Annotated in this window: 16 protein-coding genes and 1 pseudogene; 11 read left to right on the forward strand and 6 right to left on the reverse strand. The window is 57.1% G+C overall.

The window, feature by feature from the left end; translation table 11 throughout:
- Positions 1 to 178 precede the first annotated feature (178 nt).
- Both TQ38_RS20005 and TQ38_RS20010 read right to left on the reverse strand, forming a co-directional pair.
- Positions 179 to 1978, reverse strand: a complete 1800-nt coding sequence (locus TQ38_RS20005; RefSeq protein WP_043979319.1) for a hydantoinase B/oxoprolinase family protein — start codon at positions 1976 to 1978, stop codon at positions 179 to 181.
- Positions 1975 to 4077, reverse strand: a complete 2103-nt coding sequence (locus TQ38_RS20010; protein WP_043979317.1) for a hydantoinase/oxoprolinase family protein — start codon at positions 4075 to 4077, stop codon at positions 1975 to 1977. Before TQ38_RS20010 ends, TQ38_RS20005 begins: the two co-directional genes overlap by 4 nt.
- Positions 4078 to 4368: 291 nt before the next feature.
- Here TQ38_RS20010 and TQ38_RS20015 point away from each other — a divergent pair, with 291 nt between their 5' ends.
- The 7 genes from TQ38_RS20015 (at position 4369) to TQ38_RS20045 (ending at position 13503) form a co-directional block, all read left to right on the forward strand.
- Complete coding sequence (locus tag TQ38_RS20015; RefSeq protein ID WP_052505960.1) at positions 4369 to 5451, forward strand: alanine racemase; 1083 nt, start codon at positions 4369 to 4371, stop codon at positions 5449 to 5451.
- Positions 5452 to 5548: 97 nt separating this feature from the next.
- Positions 5549 to 7741, forward strand: coding sequence for a TonB-dependent receptor (locus TQ38_RS20020; protein WP_052505959.1), 2193 nt, complete (start codon positions 5549 to 5551; stop codon positions 7739 to 7741).
- Between the two features lie 60 nt (positions 7742 to 7801).
- The gene (locus TQ38_RS20025; protein ID WP_052505958.1) at positions 7802 to 9340 is read left to right on the forward strand and encodes an MFS transporter; all 1539 of its coding nucleotides are present in this window, start codon (positions 7802 to 7804) and stop codon (positions 9338 to 9340) included.
- 52 nt (positions 9341 to 9392) lie between these two features.
- Entirely contained in the window at positions 9393 to 10715 is a 1323-nt protein-coding gene (hisD, locus tag TQ38_RS20030) for a histidinol dehydrogenase (protein WP_043979314.1), read from the forward strand.
- On the forward strand, positions 10684 to 11481 hold the full coding sequence (locus TQ38_RS20035) for an SDR family NAD(P)-dependent oxidoreductase (protein WP_370059824.1): 798 nt from the start codon (positions 10684 to 10686) through the stop codon (positions 11479 to 11481). Before hisD ends, TQ38_RS20035 begins: the two co-directional genes overlap by 32 nt.
- 4 nt (positions 11482 to 11485) lie before the next feature.
- Positions 11486 to 12235 (forward strand): cysteine hydrolase family protein, encoded by a 750-nt coding sequence (locus TQ38_RS20040; RefSeq protein WP_052505957.1) that lies wholly within the window; start codon positions 11486 to 11488, stop codon positions 12233 to 12235.
- Between the two features lie 221 nt (positions 12236 to 12456).
- Positions 12457 to 13503 (forward strand): branched-chain amino acid aminotransferase, encoded by a 1047-nt coding sequence (locus TQ38_RS20045; RefSeq protein ID WP_043979313.1) that lies wholly within the window; start codon positions 12457 to 12459, stop codon positions 13501 to 13503.
- 110 nt (positions 13504 to 13613) lie between these two features.
- Here TQ38_RS20045 and TQ38_RS20050 read toward each other — a convergent pair whose 3' ends face one another.
- A complete protein-coding gene (locus TQ38_RS20050) occupies positions 13614 to 14966 on the reverse strand; it encodes a transposase (protein WP_113942008.1) in 1353 nt (450 codons plus the stop codon).
- Between the two features lie 95 nt (positions 14967 to 15061).
- On the opposite strand from TQ38_RS20050, the gene TQ38_RS30065 reads away from it, so the two are divergent.
- The 3 genes and pseudogenes from TQ38_RS30065 to TQ38_RS20055 form a co-directional block, all read left to right on the forward strand.
- Positions 15062 to 15406: a hypothetical protein gene (locus tag TQ38_RS30065; protein ID WP_162792324.1), complete on the forward strand. Its 345-nt coding sequence runs from the start codon at positions 15062 to 15064 to the stop codon at positions 15404 to 15406.
- Between the two features lie 132 nt (positions 15407 to 15538).
- On the forward strand, positions 15539 to 15802 hold the full coding sequence (locus TQ38_RS30070) for a hypothetical protein (protein ID WP_162792325.1): 264 nt from the start codon (positions 15539 to 15541) through the stop codon (positions 15800 to 15802).
- 304 nt (positions 15803 to 16106) lie between these two features.
- Positions 16107 to 16555 (forward strand): annotated as a pseudogene (locus TQ38_RS20055) (transposase); the annotation flags it as partial.
- A gap of 266 nt (positions 16556 to 16821) precedes the next feature.
- On the opposite strand, the gene TQ38_RS20060 reads toward TQ38_RS20055, so the two are convergent.
- Entirely contained in the window at positions 16822 to 19062 is a 2241-nt protein-coding gene (locus tag TQ38_RS20060; RefSeq protein WP_162792326.1) for a TonB-dependent receptor, read from the reverse strand.
- Positions 19063 to 19271: 209 nt separating this feature from the next.
- A complete protein-coding gene (locus tag TQ38_RS20065) occupies positions 19272 to 19928 on the reverse strand; it encodes an AraC family transcriptional regulator (RefSeq protein ID WP_162792327.1) in 657 nt (218 codons plus the stop codon).
- A 492-nt stretch (positions 19929 to 20420) separates the two neighbouring features.
- Here TQ38_RS20065 and TQ38_RS20070 point away from each other — a divergent pair, with 492 nt between their 5' ends.
- Positions 20421 to 21044, forward strand: coding sequence for a helix-turn-helix domain-containing protein (locus TQ38_RS20070; protein WP_240198158.1), 624 nt, complete (start codon positions 20421 to 20423; stop codon positions 21042 to 21044).
- A gap of 39 nt (positions 21045 to 21083) precedes the next feature.
- On the opposite strand, the gene TQ38_RS20075 is transcribed toward TQ38_RS20070, so the two are convergent.
- Complete coding sequence (locus TQ38_RS20075; protein ID WP_113942009.1) at positions 21084 to 22217, reverse strand: MFS transporter; 1134 nt, start codon at positions 22215 to 22217, stop codon at positions 21084 to 21086.
- Positions 22218 to 22411 lie beyond the last annotated feature (194 nt).

The raw sequence follows: 22411 nt of genomic DNA on the forward strand, positions 1-22411 counted from the left end.
CAACGACAAGGAACAAAGGATATACCGCCGTGAACGGCCGCTCAAGCCATGTCAATGCCAAGCCAGTTTCGAACCCTCCTTCGGCCCATGCGAGCGGAACCACTTAACGCTCACAAGCAACAGCTGCGTCGCCTCAACGGCCATGGCTCACAGGCGGGAGCCATGGCCGCGCGGCGGATCAGCTCAACAGAGTCGATGGGGTGTTGGTCGAAGAAAATATCGCCTGCTGATGCTCGGTCAGGAGCGCCGGGGCCACGCCAGTCGAGCGACGCGCAATCGTTCCTTCGTTGTCTACCGATCGCCCGAATTCACCTAGAAGTACGCCATAGACCTCGCGCGCCATCTCTTCGCTGATACGATCGTCCAGCACATCGTCGAGCACCGCATTCGGATCACGTTCAAACGGATGCCCATGGCCAGCACCGCCCGCTGCCAAATGCACGAGCTTGCTGCCTGCCGAAACCCTGATGGGGCCCATCGGCATCACCGGGAGCATCCTGGTCTGCTCGCCCTCATTTAGGAAGGTATAAGAGGGGCTTCCCGGCAGCCCTTCGCCGGAAGCTACAGGAAGATGATCTCGCCGATCCGATCGAACCTGGACTAGACCATCCGATGCCAGAACTTCGTATGATCTCACCATGGCCGAACCGCCGCGATATTTTCCAGCACCCCCGCTGTTTTTAGCGAAGGTGTAGCTCAGGATGCGCAACGGCATGCGCGCTTCGATAAGTTCGATTGGCTGATTGGACAGGTTGGTGCCTGGGCTCGATATCCCTTCCACCCCATCCTTCTGCGCCCGGCCGCCCCAACTGCCCAAAATGCCGTCGGTTATAATCCAGGCCTGACCATTATCCCATCCACTGAACGAAACGACCGATGGTCCTCCTTCACCCAGCGCGGGAATGCGGCTGCCCGGAATTTTGTTCAAGGCACCGAAAAGCGTGTCGAGCATTCGGTAGGCGATCACGCCGCGCGCCGCGCACGCGGCCGGCGCGGTTGGATTGACGATCGTTCCCAAAGGCGCGCTGACGCGCACCGGACGCATGTAGCCGGCAAAATTGGGGATGTCCGCATGGATTGCGGATCGAAGAGCGACATACGTCATTGATGTGGTTGTGGGCATCGGGCCGTTGATCGCACCCTGGACCTGAGGGCTTGTGCCCGTCCAATCGACGTCAACGCTGTCGCCGCTGATGTTTATGCGGACCTGAAAGCGGATGGGCTCGGGATTTTCTCCAAGACCATCGACATAGTCGACATATTCATAGCTGCCGTCAGGCATGGCGGCTATCTCTTGGCGCATTAAACGCTCCGCATAGTCGTGCAATTCGCCAAGGAACTGTCGAAACTGTGCGCTGCCATACTTTTGTATGAGTTGGGCATAGCCTCGCTCGCATGCGTCGACGGAGGCGATTTGTGCCGATAGATCGCCAATCAGTTCAACTGGCGTTCGAGAATTAGCCCTCATGAAGGCAATTGTGGTCTGGTTGATCGTGCCACCGTCAAACAGCTTCACGATCGGAATGCGTAGTCCCTCTTGGAAAATTTCCGTTGCCTGCAATCCCATGCTTCCGGGGGCAAGACCCCCGATATCGGAGTGATGAACAAGCGTGCCCGCAAAACCCTCCAATTCGCCATCAATGAAGAGCGGTTTGATCAAAAAGATATCGGGCAGATGCATGCCGCCACCGCCATAGGGATCGTTTACGAGAAACGCATCGCCTGGCTTCATCTGGTCTAGATGGTTGCCGACAAGAATTCGCATGACGTCTGGGAAAGCACCCAGATGGATAGGGTTGGTTAGCCCCTGCGCTACGATGTCGCCGTTGCGGTCGCAAATTGCGGTCGAATAGTCCATCGAGTCGCGAACGATGGGCGAATAGGCGCTACGGAGAATTACCAGGGCCATCTCGTCCGCTAACGAGCTCAGGGCATTCTTCACGATTTCAAGCGTGATCGGATCGGATGCGATAATCATTTGCCGCTCTCCAGTGTGACGACGATGTTTCCGAAATTATCAACCTGCGCGGTTGCGCCAGGCGGAACGACGAACGTCGAGTCATATTCTTCGACGATGAATGGCCCCTGCTTGGCTTGGCCTGAGAGATGGCCACGGGAAATTACCGGGACATTTTGTGCCGTTTCGTCCGAGAATACCGCACGGCGGTAGGAGATCTCTTCGTCGCTGGGCGCTACGGACCAGTGCTCGACATCGTCCGACTGGTCACGCGTGACGCGGACTTTTACGCGATAGCTGACAAGCTCGACCGGATTCTCGGGATTTGCATGGCCATAGGTGCGCTTGTGTTCAGCGTGAAAACTGTTGAGCGCGGCCGCCAGTAACGCTTGACCGTCACTACCAGAAGTCACGGGAGTGGTCAGTTCGAAAGCCTGACCCTGATAGCGCAAATCAGCAAACCATTCTTTCTCCAGTGTTTTCTCGAAATATCCCTCGGCCTTCATTGCATCTACGGCGCGAGCCTGCAGCTTTTCGAAGCCCCCCAGAAAGCTATCTCCAATCTGAGGTCCGAGAAGCCTGAAATCGGTAGAGGTAAATTCATGCTCGATGGCGGAAAACAGCAAGCCCATCGCGCTGAAAACACCTGGGCTGGGTGGGATGATCACGGTCTTGATCCCCATGGTACGCGCGATCTCGTTCGCAATCATTGGACCATTGCCGCCAAATGCAAACAACGCGAAGTCGCGAGGGTCGCGTCCGCAATAGGTGGACACGGCCTTGACGGCGCGGGACATCGTGGCAGTAGCGATAGCCTGCACCCCAAGACCTGCCGACTCGGTGCTCAGGCCCATTGGCAGTGCCACGCGCTCGTTCAGGGCCTCCTTGGCTCTGCTTGCGTTTAGCTTGACCGCTCCTCCAGCGATCGCTTCCGGATTGAGGTAGCCGAGCGTTATGAAGGCATCCGTGAGGGTTGGGGTATCATTGCCCCTGTCGTAGCAAACCGGTCCGGGCACCGAACCTGCGCTCTCGGGACCTACCGTCAGCAATCCGCCACTATCGAAGCCGACCAAGCTCCCGCCGCCAGCACCGATTTCCGAAACGTCGATGAAGGGAAGTTTGACTGAATGCCCCCCGCCCTTCACCAACTTGCTCGAGACATTGATGCCAGCTCCCACTTCATACTCTGTCGTGCGGGCTGGTTCACTGGCTTCGATAAGCGCAGCTTTCGCGGTGGTGCCTCCCATGTCTACCGTGATGACATCCGGATAGCCGGCCAGCTTTGCCATGTAGGCCCCGGCGATGACGCCCGCAGCCGGTCCCGACTCTATGATATAGGCAGGCTTTTTGGACGCCGCATCGATACTCATGAGGCCGCCCGCGCTGTTCATAATACGTATTGGGCAAGTGACACCGATGCCCCGCAGCCTTCCTGAAAGGGCGTCGAGATAGTTGCGGACGATCGGCCCTAGATATGCATTCACCACCGTAGTGCTCATGCGCTCATATTCCCTGATCTCGGGCAATACGTCACACGAGCAGGTCACAAAGATTTCGCGCGGAAGTAGCTGCTCGAGCGCCTCCCTAATCATTTCTTCATGTACTGGGTTCGCATAACTATTCAGCAGGCAGATCGCCACCGCCTCGATACCCTCCGAGAGGATGTCAGCAGCTATGGCCCGGATCGCTTCCACATCGAGCGGGGTCAATATGCTTCCGTCGGCGAGGACCCGCTCGGTGATTTCATAGCGATGCCGCCGTCGGGCCAACGGCTTGGGCTTCTCATAGTTGAGATCGTAAAGGCGTGGCACGCGAACGCGACCGATCTCCAGAACGTCGCGGAACCCCTGTGTCGTGATCAGCGCCGTGCGGGCACCCTTGCCCTCCAGAACCGTGTTCGTGGCCACGGTGGTGGCATGGACGAGTTCGACGATCTTATCGGCCGACACGCCCTCGGCACGAAGCAAGTCATCAAGACCTTCTACGATCCCCCGGGAATAATCGTCCGGCGTGGACGATTGCTTACGTTTAAGGATTTGCCCCGAAGAAGACATCATAACGATATCAGTGAAGGTGCCCCCGATATCCGCTCCGACTCGGTATGTTAGTTCTTGCGTCATATTCTTCCCCAAACCTCAGGATCGAGTGTGAGCGGTGACTCATAGCTCACGGGCAAAATTGCAGAATTGCACGCGCGATGCAAGCCAGTTTCCGAGGCACGACTTCGGATTCGGCCGGCGGAAAGCCTCAGTTACCAAAACGCAAATTTCGATTGCGCCTATCATCAGTTTATGACAAATCAACGTGAGGCGTGAGTCACCGCTCACACCAAGAAGTGGCAGAGGAGTCTTATTGTGATCGCGGCACCTAAGGCGCAATATGACACATGCTCGGACAGCAGGGGCAACGTCATGGAAATTGACGGCCGCGCTTTTGCTCAGAACGTAGCTTCCGCTCGTGCGATGATGGCACCAGGCGCGCTGATGTATCAGGTCGTCAAGGCCAACGGCTATGGTTTTGGAGTTGAGCGAGTTGTCAGGCTTGGCCTTGCTGCGGGCGTCGAAGCGTTTTGCGTGGGTACGATTGAAGAGGCGATGCGTGCGAAGTCCGCCGCGCCTGATCGGCCCGTCCTTCTTTTCACCGCTTGTCCGCCATCACTTCTGAAGCGAGCCGCTCGTGCGGGCGTGGTCGTGACCGTGAACAGTCTTGAAGCATATGAGGCTTTGGAAACAATTGCCTCCGCATCATTCATGTTCGAATTCGATTGCGGATTTGGGCGCTTCGGACTGCCAACCGACCGTTTTGACGTTGTGTTGGCGCGCGAAAAATCTCGAACAAAACCCCGGTGTCTCGGCGGATATACTCACTTTGGCAGCCGCGCATCGCTGGAGTTCGATCAAGGCCTCCAGTACTTTGACACATTTGGAACAAAGTTGAAGGCAGCTTTTGGCGAGTCGCAGATTCTGATGGCAGCGGCCAGCCATGGTCTGATCTGGCGGCCCGGACTGCCCTACAACGCAGCGCATCCAGGCAGTTTGCTCTATGGTATGTTGCCCTTGGCCATCGCCCCCGAATTTCAGCCTGTTCTTCACAGCGTTAAAAGCCAGATTATCCAGATCAATTGGATCGCGGAAGCCCGAACCTTATCGGTGGGATACAGCTCGCAGATTTCTTTGCCTGCGGGCGGTGCGACCGGTGTCTTCCCGCTGGGATGGAATGACGGGCTCTCCACCGGAGCGGCTCTTGGCAGGGTGCTCGTGCGGGGCCGCCCCGCACCAACGATCGCACGAACCCTATTTCACTCCATCGTCGATTTGAGCGGGTTCGACGAGCCATTGGTCGGCGAGGAAGTGGTTATAATCGGGTCGCAAAACAGCGAAGCCATAGGGTTGCACGAAGCAGCGGAAGCGATGGCCATTTCACCAACCGAACTACATTTTCGTTTGGCCGGATCAATCACCCGCGAGAGCCATGCCGATTTAACTCGGATATGAAGCTTGAGTCACACGTCACAGTGTAGCGTACGGGATAAACAAGAGGGAAAAGGGGAGTACCATGCGAGATCAAACAAAGCTTTTTCGGGGGAAATGCATGAAGAGCATCTTGATGTGCAGCGTCGCGCTCGTACCGATGCTCATACCGCAGGCCGCTTTGGCGCAACAGGCCCCCGCACCACAATCCGCCGCGCCGACGCCGGCCGCTGAGCAAAATGGGGCGCTCGAAGACATTGTAGTCACCGGCACGCGCAAAAGCCGGGCGGAGGCTTTGCAGGACGTCGCAGTCTCTGTCTCCGCGTTCACCGGGGCGCAGCTTGCACGTGCGAACGCAGTCAATTTGGTGGACGTGGGCAGAATCTCGCCGGGCGTGCAACTTGACACAAATGGCACGTTCCCAGCGTCTGCCAACTTCTACATCCGCGGCATTGGGATCAATACCACCAATCCGTCCGATGACCCGACCGTAGGCGTGTTTATCGACGGTATCTACCAGGGTGTGAACATAGGCGCCTTGACGGATCTTTTCGATATCGAGTCGGTCGAGATCCTGAGAGGTCCACAAGGCACGCTTTTCGGCCGGAACGTGACCGGCGGAGCGGTACTGGTCCGCACGCGCCGCCCGTCCGGGGAATTCCAGGTTCGCGGCGAATTGGGCTATGGTTCATTCGATGCGAAAACCGCCAAAATGTCCGTCGAGGCTCCGATCGTCGCTGACACCCTGAATGCGAAGATTGCGGTGATGTACCGCGATCATGACGGCTATTTCAGCAACGCGGCCGATCCCCGGAATCGCATCGCGGCGCTCGACAGCCTGATTGTCCGTCCGATGCTCGAATGGAAGCCTTCAAACACGTTGACGATGACGTTGATTGGTGAGGCCGGGACGCAACACGATCAGGGTACGCCCATCAAGAATCTGCTCATCAAGGCTCCAGCGTCTAGGATCACGCCACCGGTCCCGACTGGAAAATTCGATCTGACAACTGATTTCCTTACGCATAGCACAACCCGTTGGCGACAATTGACCAACAATAACGTTCTCGATCTTGGTTCGGGAAAGCTCACCACCAACTTCGGTTATCGTCACCTACGCGTATACAATCAGGCGGAACTCGATGGCACGGCTGCGCCGCTGTTCCATTTTGTGGACCCAACGGGTCTCAAGCAGGAGCAGGAATTCGGGGAAATTGTTTATGCAGGGCCGATTGGTTCGCGTCTGGACATTACGTTCGGCGGTAACATTTTTCACCAGAACATCGACTATAAGGAATCGCGGATCATAAACAGCAACACCGCGACCAGCACGCCGCGCGGACGAGGCCTTTTGAGCCATACCGCTGGCGGCGTCTTTGCCCAAGGCGACTGGCGCTTCATCGACAATTTCACGCTAACGCTGGGCGGCCGCTATACGATCGAGCACAAGCACGCGAGAGTCGCGAATTTCGGACAATGCGATGCAACGGTGACCATCTGCAACTATGGAACCGATGAAGGCCAGACCTGGCGAGATTTCACACCCAAAGCAGCGATCAAATATCAGCCGTCTCGCGATGTGACGATGTACGCGTCTTACACGCGGGGCTTCCGGTCAGGTGGTTACAACCTCCGCAACTCGGTTGGCCCAGCAGGTCCTTACCGGCCTGAAAATGTCGACGCCTACGAGGCCGGTCTGAAAACCGAATGGTTCGATCGACATGTTCGTGCGAACGTCGCGATCTATCGCAACGACTTCAAAAACTTGCAGCGTCAGGTGCTTGATGATCAGGCGCGGCAGCGCACGATCAATGCCGCAAGTGCGCGCATTCAGGGTGTAGAAGGAGATCTGACAATCGTGCCAATCGCCGGGCTTACGCTCGCAGGGACGGTCGCTCACACGGATGCGAAGTATGAAGAATATAACGGCCTGGACTTGACCGGAGACGGCATTCCGGATCCGGAACTGGCGAAAAATCTGAAGCTCACGCGTGTGCCGAAATGGATTTATTCTCTCAACGCGGCTTACGAAACCAGCATCGGCGACGCGGGGAAACTCAATATGCAGGTCGATTACAATCATACTGGCGAGCGCGCTGCCAACGACGCCAATACATTCTTCTTTTCCACTTACGGACTGCTGAATGGCAGCATTGGCTTTACAACCCGTGACGGGAAATACAGTCTGTCGGTGTTCGGCAAAAATCTCACAAACAAACTATATTTTTCATCTGGCACTGACATCGGCACGTTCCGAGCGGGTTATCTTGGTGCCCCCAGGATTTTCGGCGCCACGTTCGGTTTTCAGTTTTGACAAGGCGGGCGGGTGGCCATTTCACGGTCGCCCGCCTAGCTAGGAGCGCGTGATTTGACGATGAACGTCGACCCGCCGGCGCCAGCCAGTAAAGCTTATAAGGCTTACGTACTTCTCATCTTGATGATGGTGTACGTTTTTAACCTCCTCGACCGGCAGATACTTTCCATATTAGCGGAAAGCATCAAGCACGATCTCGACATATCCGATTCACAGATTGGGTTTCTGCTCGGAACCTCTTTCGCTGTCTTTTATGCTGTGTTCGGCATTCCGCTGGGCAAAGCAGCGGACGTGATAGACCGTACGCGCCTGGTCAGCTTAGGGCTTGCCGCATGGAGTGTCATGACGGCGCTCTCTGGCGCCGCGCGCAGCTTCGGATTTCTGGCCATTTGCCGCATGGGCGTCGGTGTTGGGGAGGCGAGCGCCTCTCCGGCGGTATATTCGCTTCTGTGCGATTATTTCCCGAAACATCAACGCACGACTGCGATCGCTATCTACACGAGCGGCCTGTTCATAGGCGCAGGCCTTGGTCTGGCGCTGGGTGGGTGGGTGCTCTCTGCTTGGAACGCGGCTTACCCCGATCCCAACAGCGCGCCTCTGAACATGAAAGCCTGGCAAGCAGCCTTTGTTGTCGTCGGATGTCCCGGGCTGATCCTCGCCGTGCTCGTAGCTGCGTTGCGTGAGCCTTGCAGAGGTGCGCTTGATGGAGAGAAAATCGACGAAAATCCGAGGCCATTGCATACCGTGATCATGGAAGCGCTTACTATGCTCCCGATTAGCGGGGCGATAGTCCTGTACAAGGAGGCGGGCGGTCAAGCATTGCGCACCAACCTCCTGATCGCGGGCATTGCCGCTACGCTCGGCTATCTGGTCGGACATCTGACCGGTGATTATTTGCAATGGGGTGTTCTTGCATTCGGCATCTATGCCGTTTCCACTTGGACGCAGAAGTTCCGCAAGGTCGATCGGGATGGCTTCCACGCGATTTTTCGTAATACTCCCCTTTTGCTGGGTTTCGCAGGCTTCGCTGGATGCTGCTTCCTGACGATCGGTCCGCTGGCGTGGCTGGCGGTTTACTTCCAGCGAACCCTCGGCGCGTCGCCATCGGACGTTGGCTTGACCCTGGGTCTGTCCTACGCATGCGCGGGTTTCTCCGGTATCACACTTGGTGCGATCCTAACTGATCGGCTGATTTTGCGATACGGCGAAAGTGTCCGTCTCGCCTTCTCGGCGGGCGCGATATGTTGTGCTTCTGCAGCGCTAGTCGGTTGCCTGCTCAGCGAAGCGGCCTCGACGGCTTTTTTCTGGACCGTTCCGTTCAACTTTTTCAGCGCGATGTGGCTTGCGCCTGCAGCCGCGAACGTGAGCAGCCAAGTACCGGCCAGAATAAGAGCTACGGCATCGGCCGTTTACATCGTGACCCAGGTCTTTCTCGGTACGGCCTTGGCGCCATTTTTTGTGGGAGCCTTGAGCGATCAGCTTGCTCTCCTCGGAGTTGGTCCCGGACAGGCTGTGCAACAGTCACTGCTGTTATCTCAGATCGCCGTAGTTCCGACCATCGGGTGCCTTCTCTGGTCCTGGCGGCGGATGAGAGCATAGCGCGAATACCCCCGATAGCTGAATTTGAACATCTCTGATTAGTGAGGATCACATGGCAATATGGATGAAGCGCGGTGCGACCGCAGAAGCAAAGGCGGAAAGCAATCGGCAGGTGCGCGATACGGTGGAAGGCATTCTTGCCGACATCGAGGCGCGTGGCGATGCCGCAGTTCGGGAGCTTTCGATCAAGTTCGATAAATGGGATCGCGATGACTACCGGCTGACCCCGGCCGAAATCCAGACCTGCATCGACACGCTCTCGCCGCAAGACATCAAGGACATTGAATTCGCGCAGACGCAGGTCCGCAACTTCGCGCAAATCCAGCGGCACAGCATGAAGGACGTCGAGGTGGAGACCTTGCCGGGCGTTGTGCTCGGTCACAAGAACCTGCCGCTCAACGCGGCGGGCTGCTACGTCCCTGGCGGGAAATATCCGCTCCTGGCGTCTGCGCATATGTCGGTGATTACTGCCAAGGTCGCAGGCGTGCCGCGCGTTGTCACCTGCGCTCCACCCTTCGGCGGCAAGCCCGCTCCCGCGATCGTCGCGGCGCAGGCCATGGCCGGCGCCGACGAAATCTACTGCCTCGGCGGTATTCAGGCGGTCGCGGCTATGGGGATCGGCACCCAGTCGATCGCCTCTGTCGATATACTCGTCGGCCCAGGCAATGCTTTCGTCGCTGAAGCCAAGCGTCAGCTCTTTGGCCGGGTCGGCATCGATCTGTTCGCAGGCCCCACCGAAACGCTGGTCATTGCCGACGAGATCGGCTGCGACGCCGAGCTGGCCGCGACCGACCTGCTCGGCCAGGCCGAGCATGGCCCCGACAGCCCGGCAGTCCTCCTTACAACCTCTGAGAAGCTCGCTCGCGAGACGGTCAGCGAGATTGAACGGCTGCTTCAAATCCTTCCGACCGCCGACATCGCCCGTAAAGCCTGGGAGGGGTACGGCGAGGTCATCGTAGCCGAAGACGCCGCTGAGATGGTCCGCATTGCCGACGAAATCGCCTCCGAACATGTGCAGGTGATGACTGCCGATCCGGATTATTTCCTCAGGAACATGACCAACTATGGTGCCCTCTTCCTTGGTGCGCGGACCAATGTCAGCTTTGGCGACAAGGTCATCGGGACTAACCACACTCTGCCGACGAAAAGGGCGGCGCGCTATACCGGTGGTCTGTGGGTCGGCAAGTTCATCAAGACATGCACGTACCAGCGGGTCACAACCGACGAAGCCTCCGCGATGATAGGCGAGTATTGCAGCCGTCTGTGCGCGCTGGAAGGGTTCGTCGGCCATGGAGAGCAGGCCAACATACGCGTTCGTCGCTATGGCCATCGTGACGTGCCATATGCTGGCCGTGCTGAGCCGGTTGAAGCCTGAGATGACTCTACCGAAGACTCCGAGCTTCAGACTTGAGGGTCGGCGCGCCATCGTGACCGGAGCAGGCCGCGGCATTGGTGTCGCGCTGGCGTCGGCGCTGGCCGAGGCGGGCGCGGCGGTGACCCTTGTGGCTCGATCGAGATACGAAATCGACACAATTGCACGTGCGATTGAAGCCGATGGCGGACAAGCCGAAGCGGTGATGCTGGACATCTCCGATTTGGAGGCCGTCACCGGCTTCTTTGCCAACAGCGCGGCGTTCGACATCCTCGTCAACAATGCCGGTACAAATCGGCCCATGCCGATGCTTAATGTTTGTGAGCCGGATTATGATACGGTTCTCGATCTAAATCTCAAATCGACATTTTTCGTTACACAGGCTTGTGTGAAACAAATGATTGAGGCGGGCATCAAAGGCAGTCTGATCCATGTCAGTAGCCAGATGGGTCATGTCGGCGGACCTGATCGTTCACTCTACTGTGCTTCCAAGTGGGCGGTAGAAGGTATGAGCAAAGCTTTTGCCCTCGATCTTGCCTCGCTCGGTATTCGATCCAACACGATAGCGCCGACTTTCATAGAAACACCGATGACTCAGCCGTTTTTCGAGAACGCTGAATTCAAAGCCCGCGTGCTCGCAAAGATCCAGCTGGGACGCATCGGCACTCCGGAAGATTTGATGGGCGCCGTCATTTTCCTCGCTTCCGACGCTTCTGCTTTGGTTACCGGCACTTCGCTCGTTGTCGATGGGGGCTGGACAGCTGAGTAACTCCATGGGACCCTTCCTTGATCGCATTACGAAACGGACGAACCGCATCGGCGAGGACGCTGTCTCTGAAACTCAAGATGTCGGGGGATGCCTCGATCGTAGGCAAACGCTGACCGGCTTCGTGAGTGCGGCGACGCTTATATCTACAATTTCAGTTGCAATCGGAGCGGAGATGGTCAGCGGCAAAGGAGCTTCGGCTGCGTTAGATCTGAAGAAAGCGGCTCTATTACTTCTACACTACCAGACCGATATTGTATCGCTTTTCCCCAATGAAACGATGTCGCCTATAGTAGAACGAATGCGGAAGATAACAAACCTGTTACGGCAGCGCGGCGTCGCGATATATTTCGTCAAAATCGGGTTCAGCTCGGATTACCGGGAGATCAGCAATAACAATAAAAATGGTCAGATGACAAAGCGTTTCAAGAGGTTCACATCGGACGCAATCCTGCCCAGTCTCCATGAGGAAGGTGACACTGTTCTTACCGGGCACCGGGTGAGTGGCTTTAAGGGCACCGCATTGGATGAGCAGCTTCGCGCCAACGGTATCGAGACCTTGATCATGGCTGGTTTGGTCACGTCCGGGGTCGTACTGTCGACGCTTTCAGAGGCAAGCGATCTCGACTACCGTATCCTCCTGATCGAGGACGGCTGCTACGATCCGGACAAGAAGGCCCATGATGCCCTCGTTTCGGTGCCTTTTGCCACTCGGGCTGATATCGTCACAGCTGGGGCACTGGCAGATCTGCTTTAACGATCTTGCCACGACGCCACCGCCATCCATAGCTCCGCTATAGCTCGGCGCGCCCGCCCATTGCCATCCGCTGCACATCCATCAATAGGAGCTTGCGCCCAGGCGCTAGCACTCGACCCAATTCGCCACGGTTATAAGCCGCCGACTTGAAGTCACGTTCTCAATCACGGATCAAACCCATGTCAGCACATGCGATCAAAATTTGCCCAAATCCTAGTCCGATGGATCGGCAGGTCCGAACAGGCGCCCTCATCGACCCTGGCTTTGGTCGGGTGTTTTCGGATCACATGTTCACCGCGACTTGGACTGACGGAATGGGGTGGCACAGCGCGACACTGGGGTCGCGCCGTCCATTCATGTTAGACCCCGCCTGCGCGGTGCTGCACTACGCGCAGGAGATATTCGAAGGGCTCAAGGCCTATCGGTGCGACGACGGTGGCATCACGCTGTTTCGCCCGGAACAGAATGCACGGCGCATGAATGAAAGCGCGCGTCGTATGGCGATGCCAGAGATTCCGGTTGATTTGTTTCTGGAGGCTGTAGAGAAATTAGTCTCCATTGATGCAGCATGGATTCCTGAAGGAGACGGTAGCCTCTATTTGAGACCGTTTATGTTCGCATCCGAAGCTTTCCTCGGCGTAAAGCCAGCCAGCGAGTACATCTTCTGTATAATCGCATCGCCAGTTGGATCTTATTTCAAGGGCGGCACGAAGCCATTGTCTCTATGGGTGTCTGACCATCTCAATCGCGCCGGTCCTGGTGGCACCGGGGCCGCTAAATGCGGTGGAAATTACGCGGCGAGCTTGGTGGCGCAGGCGGAGGCGCGTGATCATGCGTGTGATCAGGTCGTTTTCCTCGATGCAGTTGAGCATCGATGGGTTGACGAACTTGGCGGCATGAACCTCTTTTTCCTGTTCGATGATGGGCGGATGCTCACGCCGCCTCTCACTGGGACGATCCTTCCTGGGATCACCCGGGCGTCAATCATTGAATTGCTCAGGAGACGCGGGCTCGAGCTCGATGAAAAGTCTTACGGGATCGACGAGTGGCGGGCGGATGCCAGAACCGGCCGACTGAGCGAAGTATTTGCATGCGGCACCGCAGCGGTTTTGGCTCCGATCGGTCAGGTAAAGAGCCGCGACGGCGATTGGACAATCGGGGACGGTGAATGTGGCAGTTTTACTGAAGGGCTCAAAGCGGAATTGGTCGGCATACAGCGCGGTCGCGTCATAGGGCCGGATGGCTGGGTTCGTCGTTTGCAGGCATGATCATTGTCGGGTGGTCGCGCTGCTAACCCACAGGAAAACCAAACTATGACTTCAAGTCCCGGAGAGACGCTTATCAGCCCGCTGCCGAAGTCGATTTTTCGGGACGGCGCTCAGCCCGGCCCCGCAGACATGATGATAAGCAGGACACCGGTTTCGGCTGCGACTTGGCCGACGAGGGCGAAGATCAGCGCGTTTTCGGTCTGATCAACGAGCAAAAACGCCTGTGAAGCGCTGGCGGCCTCCCTTGGGGTGCCACATCCGAACAGTGCGCGCATGAGGATGCCCAGGTTGAAGCCGGCGACGTGGATCAGGTACCTCTTGTGGAGGTTTTCGCGCCCACGCAGCCATGCGCGGCGCATGCCGCCCCGGTCCAGGACATGGGCAAAGCTGCGTTCCACCAGCTCGCCGCGTTTGCGCATGGTCTTGCGTCCGATGCGGGATTTCAGGCGGGCGCGATTGGCGTAGACCGCCTTCTGCGCTTCCTCGTCACCGTGCCAGCGCAGGATACCTTTGGCGGGCATGGGCTCCGATATGCGGGTCTTCCACGGCCCGTTTGCGAGTGCCTTGAGGCCCTCGCGGGAGTGATACCCCTTGTCGGTTACAAGATCGCACGGGGTGTCCGGGGCCGGTGCCATATCGACTGTCGCCAGGTTACGCGCAGCCGCCTCGAGCGTCGCCTCGAGGGTGTTCGTATCGCCCTTGTCCGCAGGATGGATCGGCGCTGCGACGATCACGCCGGTATCCAGATCGACCGCATGTTCAGGCTTGTAACCAAGCCGCGTCGAGCCGTTCTTCATCCGCGCCACCTTGGCGTCCGGATCGACCGGGCTCTCCCAATCCGTGTTCGACAGCTTCTTGCCCGTGCGTCTGCGATCAAGGCGCACCAGGTCGTCGGCTGTTGGTGTCTCGATGCCGCTCTCGTGCGCCATGCGCGTCAGCATCTCACGATACGTCTCGCCAGTGTCGCGCCGCACGATCGTGCGCAGCGCCGCATTGGCTTCCATCGTCGATCCGTCCACGCCGATCCGTTCGGCCTTCACCAGCTCATGATCTGCTACGAGCCCCAGAACCCAGGCAAATATCTGGTCATGAACCTCGTGCGGCAGCCGGCTGCGGGTCTTCGACATCCAACTATGGTCGGGGACTTTCTCCCGCGTCGTCAACCGCAGAAACTCGCGCAGCGAAAGCGAGTCCGAACACCGCCACACAATCCCGCGCTCGGAGTGAATGCCTTCGAAATAGCCGATCAGCAGCATCCGAAAGTATCGGCCGGGGGGTACCGATGGCGCCCCCATCCGCGCAGCGTAATAGGCCTGGCACGCCTCTTCCACAAAGCGGTCGAAACCGGCATCCACCAGCAGCTTCTGAAGCTTGTCGTAAAAGGCGTGCCCGGGAGAGCGCGGTATATCTGACCACGACACGATCAGATCCGCCTGCACATCACCATCACGTCGCATCGCCATCGTCGCTGACCGCCTTCTTTCCGTATCCAGGCTGAATCAGATCACACCGACTTCGTCAACGCGCTGTTATGCCACGCCGACGCATCGACGCCCATATGCACTTCTATGATCATAGAAGGTTCCGATATTCTGGTACAGAACCCGGATCATCTCCAGCTTTCATGGGAGATATCTCTCAGTTAGCAGCTGATTATCTGCCACTGGATTATAAAGCGGACTTTGCTGGATTAGGAACAATTGGCTTCGTCCATGTCGAGGCAGGCGTTGACCTCGCTGACGCCCGCGCTGAAACGCTTTGGCTGCAAAGCCTGGACAAAGCCGCCGGAAGACCAGACGCGATTGTAGCAAAAATTGATTTGATGGCAGATAACCTACGCGAGGAGCTTTCTTGGCTGCAACGTCAGTCAATGGTAAAGGCCGTCCGTCAGATTGTAAGTTAGCATGATGATACATACTATAATCTTTGTTCGCACCTCCGCCTACTCAAAGACAAGGGGTGGCTTGCTGGATACGCTCAGCTCGAAGAGTTCGATCTGAATTTTGATCTACAGGCGTACCCTTGGCAACTGCCGGTGGCAATTGAGCTCGCTGCCCAGTTTCCAGAAACGATATTGATCATCGAACACTGTGGATTTGGAGGAATTTCCAAAACGAGCACGCTAGAAGACAGTGGTTTCAAAACATTTGCGCTCTCGCGGCATATCCAAACACTAGAATTAAAAATTTCAGCTGGTATAATTTTCGACCATATGTGGGCCGAAGCTGAAAACATAATCAGGTCTTCAATCGATGCTTTCCCCAAAGAGGTCGATGTTCGGAAGCAACTTTTCGATTGATAGAATTTATATTAGCGAAAATGATCTTATCTTGAAGACAGATTTGGCAATACCTTCGTATTCATTTGAGGAGCAAGATGCGATATTATTTTCAAATGCCGTTTCCACTTACGGTCTGCAGATTCGTTAGGATTGAGATACACCGCAGTTTTGTGACGGGTTAACTCGGCGTGTGGATTGGCATGCGACCGCATCTATGGACGTCCGGCCACGCGAAATATTGAACTGATGCCGTGGATGCCCCTTCGGAGGCGTCGTAAGATGCCGACCGGCGCCATGTTGGCGCCGTGGAAGGAGATGGCATATGGCAGACGTTCATATTCTTGCGATCGACCTGGCAAAGCGGAGCTTCCAGATGCGCGCGACAGATCCGGGCGGGGCGGTTCTATTCAACCGGACGGTATCGCGATCGAAGCTCGAGCAGATGCTCGGTGCGCAGCAACGGTGCATCGTTGCCATGGAGGCCAGCGCCATGAGCCATTTTTGGGGAAGATTTGCCCAGAGCCTTGGGCACGACGTGAGGCTGATCCCGCCGATCTATGTGAAGCCCTTCGTCAAACGGCAAAAGAATGATGCGGTCGAAACTCCAACGATCGCCGAGTCGGCTCTGCGCCCGAACATTCATTACGTGGCGGTGAAGAGCGCTGAGCATCAGGCAGGGCCGTGTCGTTCCGAACCCATCAATGTTTCGTCCGGCAGCGCACGCAGCTGATCAAGGCATTGCGTGGCCATCTGGCGGAGTTCGGCCTGATCTTTCGTAAGCGGTAAAACCTCCCCCACATTTTCGTGTGATTTGAAATCGCTATGGTGCTCTGCGGTTTGGGCCGGAGGGTGTCACCCAAAGGCGACCTCGCCAAGGCCATCAACTAGATGCTCTCGCGGTGGCAAAGCTTCGCGCGCTTCGTCGATGACGGCCGCATCTGCATGATCTTCCAGCACCGATAGTCAAATAGGTCCGAAAAAAAGGCGGCGTCGCTTGCGTGACACCGCCTCGATTGGACGTCTATTTCAGAAGTACTTCAGAAATTGGCTCGAACCGTCACCCCGATGGTACGGGGCCGTCCGAGCACCTCTCGATTGTCGGGAAGTTCGGTATCCACAATCAGAAGCTGTTTCGTATCGAAAATGTTGGACGCAAAAAGCTCTGCTTGAATGTTGCTTGAGATGTCGAATCCAATTCGAGCATCGAAAACCGTGAAATCCCCACCCGGTGCGGATGTTGACGCAGCGCCTGGAAAACGATTGAAATAGCCCGAGAGGTATCTTCCATCGAGGCGCGCGAAACCGTCTCGTTCGAGCAGGGCGAAGTCATACTGAACGCCAGCCTGAACACTCCAGCGCGGAATACCAGGGAGACGATCACCCTTTTGACCACCCACCCCGTTGCCGGGCGGTGAATCGCTTTCCAGTTTCGCGTCGGTGAAGGAACCAGACGCATTTATCGTCACGCTATTGAAAGGCCGCACCGTGAATTCGAGTTCGACGCCTTTGCTGGTCGCACTGCCGGCATTCCCGGCGAAGGAAAACCCACAGTTCGGCAGGACAAAACCGGTCTGAATGTCCTTCCAGTCTATATAGAAAGCAGAGGCGTTGAAGCTGGCGCGGCCGCCGGCAAAAGTCCGCTTGATGCCAGCCTCGTAGTTCCAGAGCGTGTCGGACTTAACCGAAGCGGGCGCTTCCGTCAGGCCAAGCGCGGCAAGATCCGCGGCGCAGGTTGAAGGCAATGGATTGTTCGGCCCGCCTAAGCGAAAACCCTGGGCGGCACGGGCATAATAAAGGCTGTCGCGGTCGGGTTTGAACTCGACCTGGAAGCTCGGAGTTTTGACCGACTCCGATGCCTTGATGGTGTATTCGTCGGTACCGCCGTTCAGCAGCCCGGTCGCAAAGCCGCGCGTTGTACGATTGAAGTTGGCGATCCGCAGTCCAGCGGAGAAGCGTAGCGCTTCGATCGGCTTGAAAGAAATCTCGCCGAAAGCGGCAAGCTGATCCGCCTTGTTGCGCTCTTCGAACCTATAGAAAACGTCACCAGGCGCGAACGGAATGCCTGTCAGGACAGTTGTGTATCCCGTAAGCGACCGCGGCGTCCCAAGCCACTTCGCATCCTGCAAAACATTCGAAGTAGAATGCAGGAAGAAGCCGCCCAGAAGCGCTGAGAAGGGCTTCTCAGGATTGGTAGCGATCCGGAGTTCCTGCGACAATGCATCGCTTTTGTTGTCGTCAGGCAAGACCACCGGACCGCCGATGAAATAGGCGGATACGTCTCGCGACTGTAGCTGATGGCGCTTCAAATAGGCCGTTGCTGACGTGAACGTGGCGAAATCCAAGTCAACCGTCGCCGTCGCATTGTAGAGTTGGAACGTATCGTTCAACCGCTCCCTAGTCGTGCGCGACTGAACATAATCACCTGCGGAGGGCAGGTTTTCAGGGAGGCCGTCAGCGATAGCCTTCTGATACAGCGCGCCGACAACGAGCTTGAACTGTTCGTTTGGCTGGAAGGTAACGCCGGCCCGTCCCCCGGTGATGTTGGTTGAGTTCGCATTCTTATCGTTGCGGGGCGGGACGCCGAACGCGGATACGCCGAGGTCCGTCCAAGACGCACCGCCAAGTGCCGCCACGGGCAAATCGGGATCAGGCGATCCGGGGAACCAATTATCGATGAAACCCGCGTCATGATAGCGATAGGCGGTTACTCGTGCTGCCAGCGCATCGCTTAAGGGCACATTGATCGCCCCGGCGACACTATGGCTCACGCCGCCATGTTCGGTCGTCGCAAGCGAGGCCTCGCCCTTGCCCTGCCATTTTCCGATAGCGGCTTCGGTCGGGACGATCTTGACCGTGCCGCCCATCGATCCCGCGCCGTACAGCGTCCCTTGCGGCCCCCGCAGGATTTCGACGCGCTCTACATCGAACGTGCGTAGGTCAGGAAAGCCGTTCGCGCCGAAACCCAGACCATTCGTTACCGGCGTCTCACCGATATAGAAAGCGACCGTGGGGTTGCCCTCGCTGCCCGGCGCCGCGATTCCGCGAACGATGACGATGTTTCTGCCAGCACCGCGATCTTGGATCACGACGCTTGGCTGAGCGAGCAGATAGTCCCCCATGCGGGCTAGACCGCGCTTTTCGAGCGCTTCGGACGTGACTGCGGTGATGCTCATTGGAACATCTTGAATACGCTCGGCCCGCTTTTGAGCGGTCACGACGATTTCAGAAACGCCTTCATCGCGCCCGGGCGCGGTTTGCGCATATAGCAGCGACGGCATGACGGCAGCGCTCAACGTCAGCGTCCGCACAATGCGCCTGAAATTTGCCCTCAAGACCCCATCGCACTCCGCCATGACTGGATACCCCATTTCAAACCCCCTTTTTGATCAACTATTCTCGGTGTGGAGAGTAAGGAGTTGCGTCACCGGCGTGTTTGAACGGGGCAAAAAGTTCTTTGCTGGACCTTGAACATCAAGGTGTGCATCAATCAATGACTAGCGGCAGCACGCTCGCTCTTCGGTGTGATGCCAAAATGCCGCTTATATGCGACACTGAAGTTACAGGAGTGCTCATAGCCGACTTCGAACGCGATCTCGGTGACCGACATATCGAAACGGCGCAGCAGCCGACGCGCCTCTTCCATCCGGCGATTGCGGACATATTCGAACACCGTCATTCCAAAGGCCGTCCGAAACGCCTGTGAAAGTTTCGTCTCGTTCGTTCCGACATTGCGGGCCAACCCCTGCATGAAGAGCGGCTCGGCAAAATTCGCATCGATATGAAGCCTGGTTTTTTCGACTTTTGTCAGTGTACGAGCATCCAGCGCGCCAAGGGGTGCGGGGGCCTGTTTTGCGACCTGTTCCCACAGATCGCATACGAGCTCAATTGCGCGGGCTTCAACATAGGTACGCCGAGTAAGGCCCTGAAACGCCATCGTTTGGAGCGAACGAACGCTCACCAGCATTTCAGGCGTCAGCCTGCCCGCCTCCGCGAACCAAGCCGCATCGGCATCGTGCTGACAGGCACGGAGAGTAGACGGCCATTCTTCACGCGCTATCCCCAATCGCTCGGTCAAGACCGAAGGATTACACAGGACAGTGACAGAAAAGCCGGGGCCAGCCGCAATCTTGCTTCGCTTCGACACGCCCCGCCCGTGGTAGCAAAACACCGACATTGGCCCGTCGACTGTTACATCCGAAGCTCCTGGAACCGAGTAGCACGCCGACCCTTGGGCCTGGAAGTGGAATTTGAGCAAGCCGTCTCCGGTCTCAACGTCTTCAAACTCGGACGCAGGATCAAGGTGCGATAATCCTACCATCATGCCAGGGGAACAGGGGATGAGTTCTACCCGCGGGCCGATGCAAGCCTCTGTCGTCACAATCAAAGCCCTCCGTCCTGATTCGCGCCAATCCCTGGCACGATGACTGTAGTCGATTGAGCTTAAAGGATGGAGACAAATTCTCCAAATAGAAAACAATCAAGCCGTATCGGGCGCGTTGCTGGACATGCTACGCTCTCAGCCAATCAATGGATAATTTTTCTTCTTCAAATCGACCTTGGGTCACTATCATGGCAGCAGCAACAATGACCCTGAAAGAGCATGCGGGAGATGTTAGTGCGACCGGAGAATGGAAGCTTGGGCAATCTCGTACGCTCGCTGCGACAGCAGAAAGGCTGGACGCTCAGAGAGATGAGCCAGATGGTGGACATCCCTCTCTCCACCCTCGCAAAAGTAGAAAATGACAAGCTGTCGCTGAACTACGAGAAGCTCCAGCAGTTCGCATCCCGGCTTGGCATGAGCATATCAGAGCTTTTAGGTCAGGCTGATGAGAAACGTGTGCCGGGGGGGGCGCTTGTGACTGCACGCAAGAGCGTGACAAGAGAGGACAATAGCGTTCGGATTGAAACTTCAAATTATGATTATCGCTACCTGTGCGCCGATCTTTCGCAGCGTCGCATGGTGCCGATTCTGGTCCGCATCCGAGCCCATACTCTGGAGGAATTCGATCAACTTCCCCGTCATCCGGGAGAGGAGTTCGTTTACGTCATCGAGGGCAAGGTCGAGGTTCATACAGAGTTTTACAGCCCCGTGCTTCTTGAGACCGGCCAAGGCATCTACCTCGACAGTTCGATGAGCCATGCGTACATCGCCCGTGATTGCACGGAGGCGCTTGTACTGGCGGTTTGTTCGGGTGAGGACACCAATCTTGCTGATCAGCTCATGACGCTCGCTGACGGCGACGTGGCGCAGCGTGGCTGACCCGCATGCGGCGGCAAACGGGGTGACGGTGGCCTGTTGTCAGTCCGATGTTGCCCTTCTACCACGTGATACCATAAGCCCTGCGCTCGCTAGGACGAGTATCATACCTAAATAATAGGCTCCATCGACCGCGACGGCCCCGATAAAAAGGGTCGCAGCAAGGGGGCCGATCGCTTGACCGACAAGTTGCATTGCCGCCAATCCTTCGATCGCGCGGCCGCTTTGATCGCGGTCGACAAGAGTCGCAACTTGAAGCGGGGCAATGATGGTAATGCAAGCCTGAATGACAAAATAGGCGGCGGCGAAGATGAAGCCGCTTTTTTCATTCAATATTATAATGATAGCGATCGCTTGCACACCGCTCGCCGAGATAAGTGCTACGATTTCGCGGCGACCATATTCAGCGAAGGACGCAAGGGCCGACCCCGGCAGGGCCCCGAGCGTCCCAAATGCGAGGACGAAGCCCGTTGTGGACAGGTCCAGGCCATGTTGGAGGCCGAGCTTGCCGGCATAGTTCGTGAGCATGCCCACCGAAGCAAAGTAGAGCAGTATCCCCGTCAGCACCGGAATGGATGGCCGAAGATCGGACCATACAACCGATTGGTTATGCGTGGTGATCGACGCCCCCGGCAGAAGGAAGGCCACCGGAATTGAGAGCAGGCTGATCAGCGCCACTAGGGACAGTACAAATCCCAACCCCGCATTGGCGAGAAGATGTCCCGTTCCCAACAGGGCTGCCCCGGCCACGAGCAGTTGCAAGACCTGAATGGCGCTGATCATCCTGGCCGGCTTCGGACTGAGGGAGATCAGGGTAATGCCGCTGCTGAGCACCATCCCGGCCCCAAGACCCGCGACAACCCGGCTGATCGCCAGTAAAACGACGGTATCGGCCGCTATGGTCGCCAGAGTGGCTCCAATCAGTATCAAAAGTCCCGTAACCGAACCGAACCTTGGCCCCACACGCTTAAGCCAAAGAGGGACCGAAATCGTAGCGATCGATGCACCCAGGAGATCTGTAGATGCGATTATGCCGATCTGGGCGGTATTCAAGGCATGATGGACCTGCAGAGCAGGCAGCAACAGCGGTATGAGGACGATGGTGAGGGGCGCAATGCTGCAAAGCCAGATCAGCGCGAGCCCAGCCCCTGTTCCGATACCGTCTCGCTTTTCCAGAGCCGCCTCCCGTTAATAAGCAACCCAGCTTATCAGCGTTGGAGCCTCGCGCATTTGCGCACCGTTATATTGCTTTTGCCAACAGGGGTGCGAGGCTCCGTGCGCGGCACGTCCAAGTCATATCTTTGGATCCTCCGCAATATAAGGCTTGCCGCAGTCAAAAGAAAATCGAACATCGACCCGATAATGTGAGA

This window comes from Novosphingobium sp. P6W, from assembly GCF_000876675.2.
Lineage (GTDB): Bacteria > Pseudomonadota > Alphaproteobacteria > Sphingomonadales > Sphingomonadaceae > Novosphingobium.

Bases quoted from the DNA above. Each gene is read 5' to 3' on its own strand.
- TQ38_RS20005 (WP_043979319.1), bottom strand. From the start codon at position 1,978: ATGATTATCGCATCCGATCCGATCACGCTTGAAATCGTGAAGAATGCC.
- TQ38_RS20010 (WP_043979317.1), bottom strand. From the start codon at position 4,077: ATGACGCAAGAACTAACATACCGAGTCGGAGCGGATATCGGGGGCACC.
- TQ38_RS20015 (WP_052505960.1), top strand. From the start codon at position 4,369: ATGGAAATTGACGGCCGCGCTTTTGCTCAGAACGTAGCTTCCGCTCGT.
- TQ38_RS20020 (WP_052505959.1), top strand. From the start codon at position 5,549: ATGAAGAGCATCTTGATGTGCAGCGTCGCGCTCGTACCGATGCTCATA.
- TQ38_RS20025 (WP_052505958.1), top strand. From the start codon at position 7,802: ATGAACGTCGACCCGCCGGCGCCAGCCAGTAAAGCTTATAAGGCTTAC.
- hisD (WP_043979314.1), top strand. From the start codon at position 9,393: ATGGCAATATGGATGAAGCGCGGTGCGACCGCAGAAGCAAAGGCGGAA.
- TQ38_RS20035 (WP_370059824.1), top strand. From the start codon at position 10,684: ATGCTGGCCGTGCTGAGCCGGTTGAAGCCTGAGATGACTCTACCGAAG.
- TQ38_RS20040 (WP_052505957.1), top strand. From the start codon at position 11,486: ATGGGACCCTTCCTTGATCGCATTACGAAACGGACGAACCGCATCGGC.
- TQ38_RS20045 (WP_043979313.1), top strand. From the start codon at position 12,457: ATGGATCGGCAGGTCCGAACAGGCGCCCTCATCGACCCTGGCTTTGGT.
- TQ38_RS20050 (WP_113942008.1), bottom strand. From the start codon at position 14,966: ATGGCGATGCGACGTGATGGTGATGTGCAGGCGGATCTGATCGTGTCG.
- TQ38_RS30065 (WP_162792324.1), top strand. From the start codon at position 15,062: ATGCACTTCTATGATCATAGAAGGTTCCGATATTCTGGTACAGAACCC.
- TQ38_RS20060 (WP_162792326.1), bottom strand. From the start codon at position 19,062: ATGCCGTCGCTGCTATATGCGCAAACCGCGCCCGGGCGCGATGAAGGC.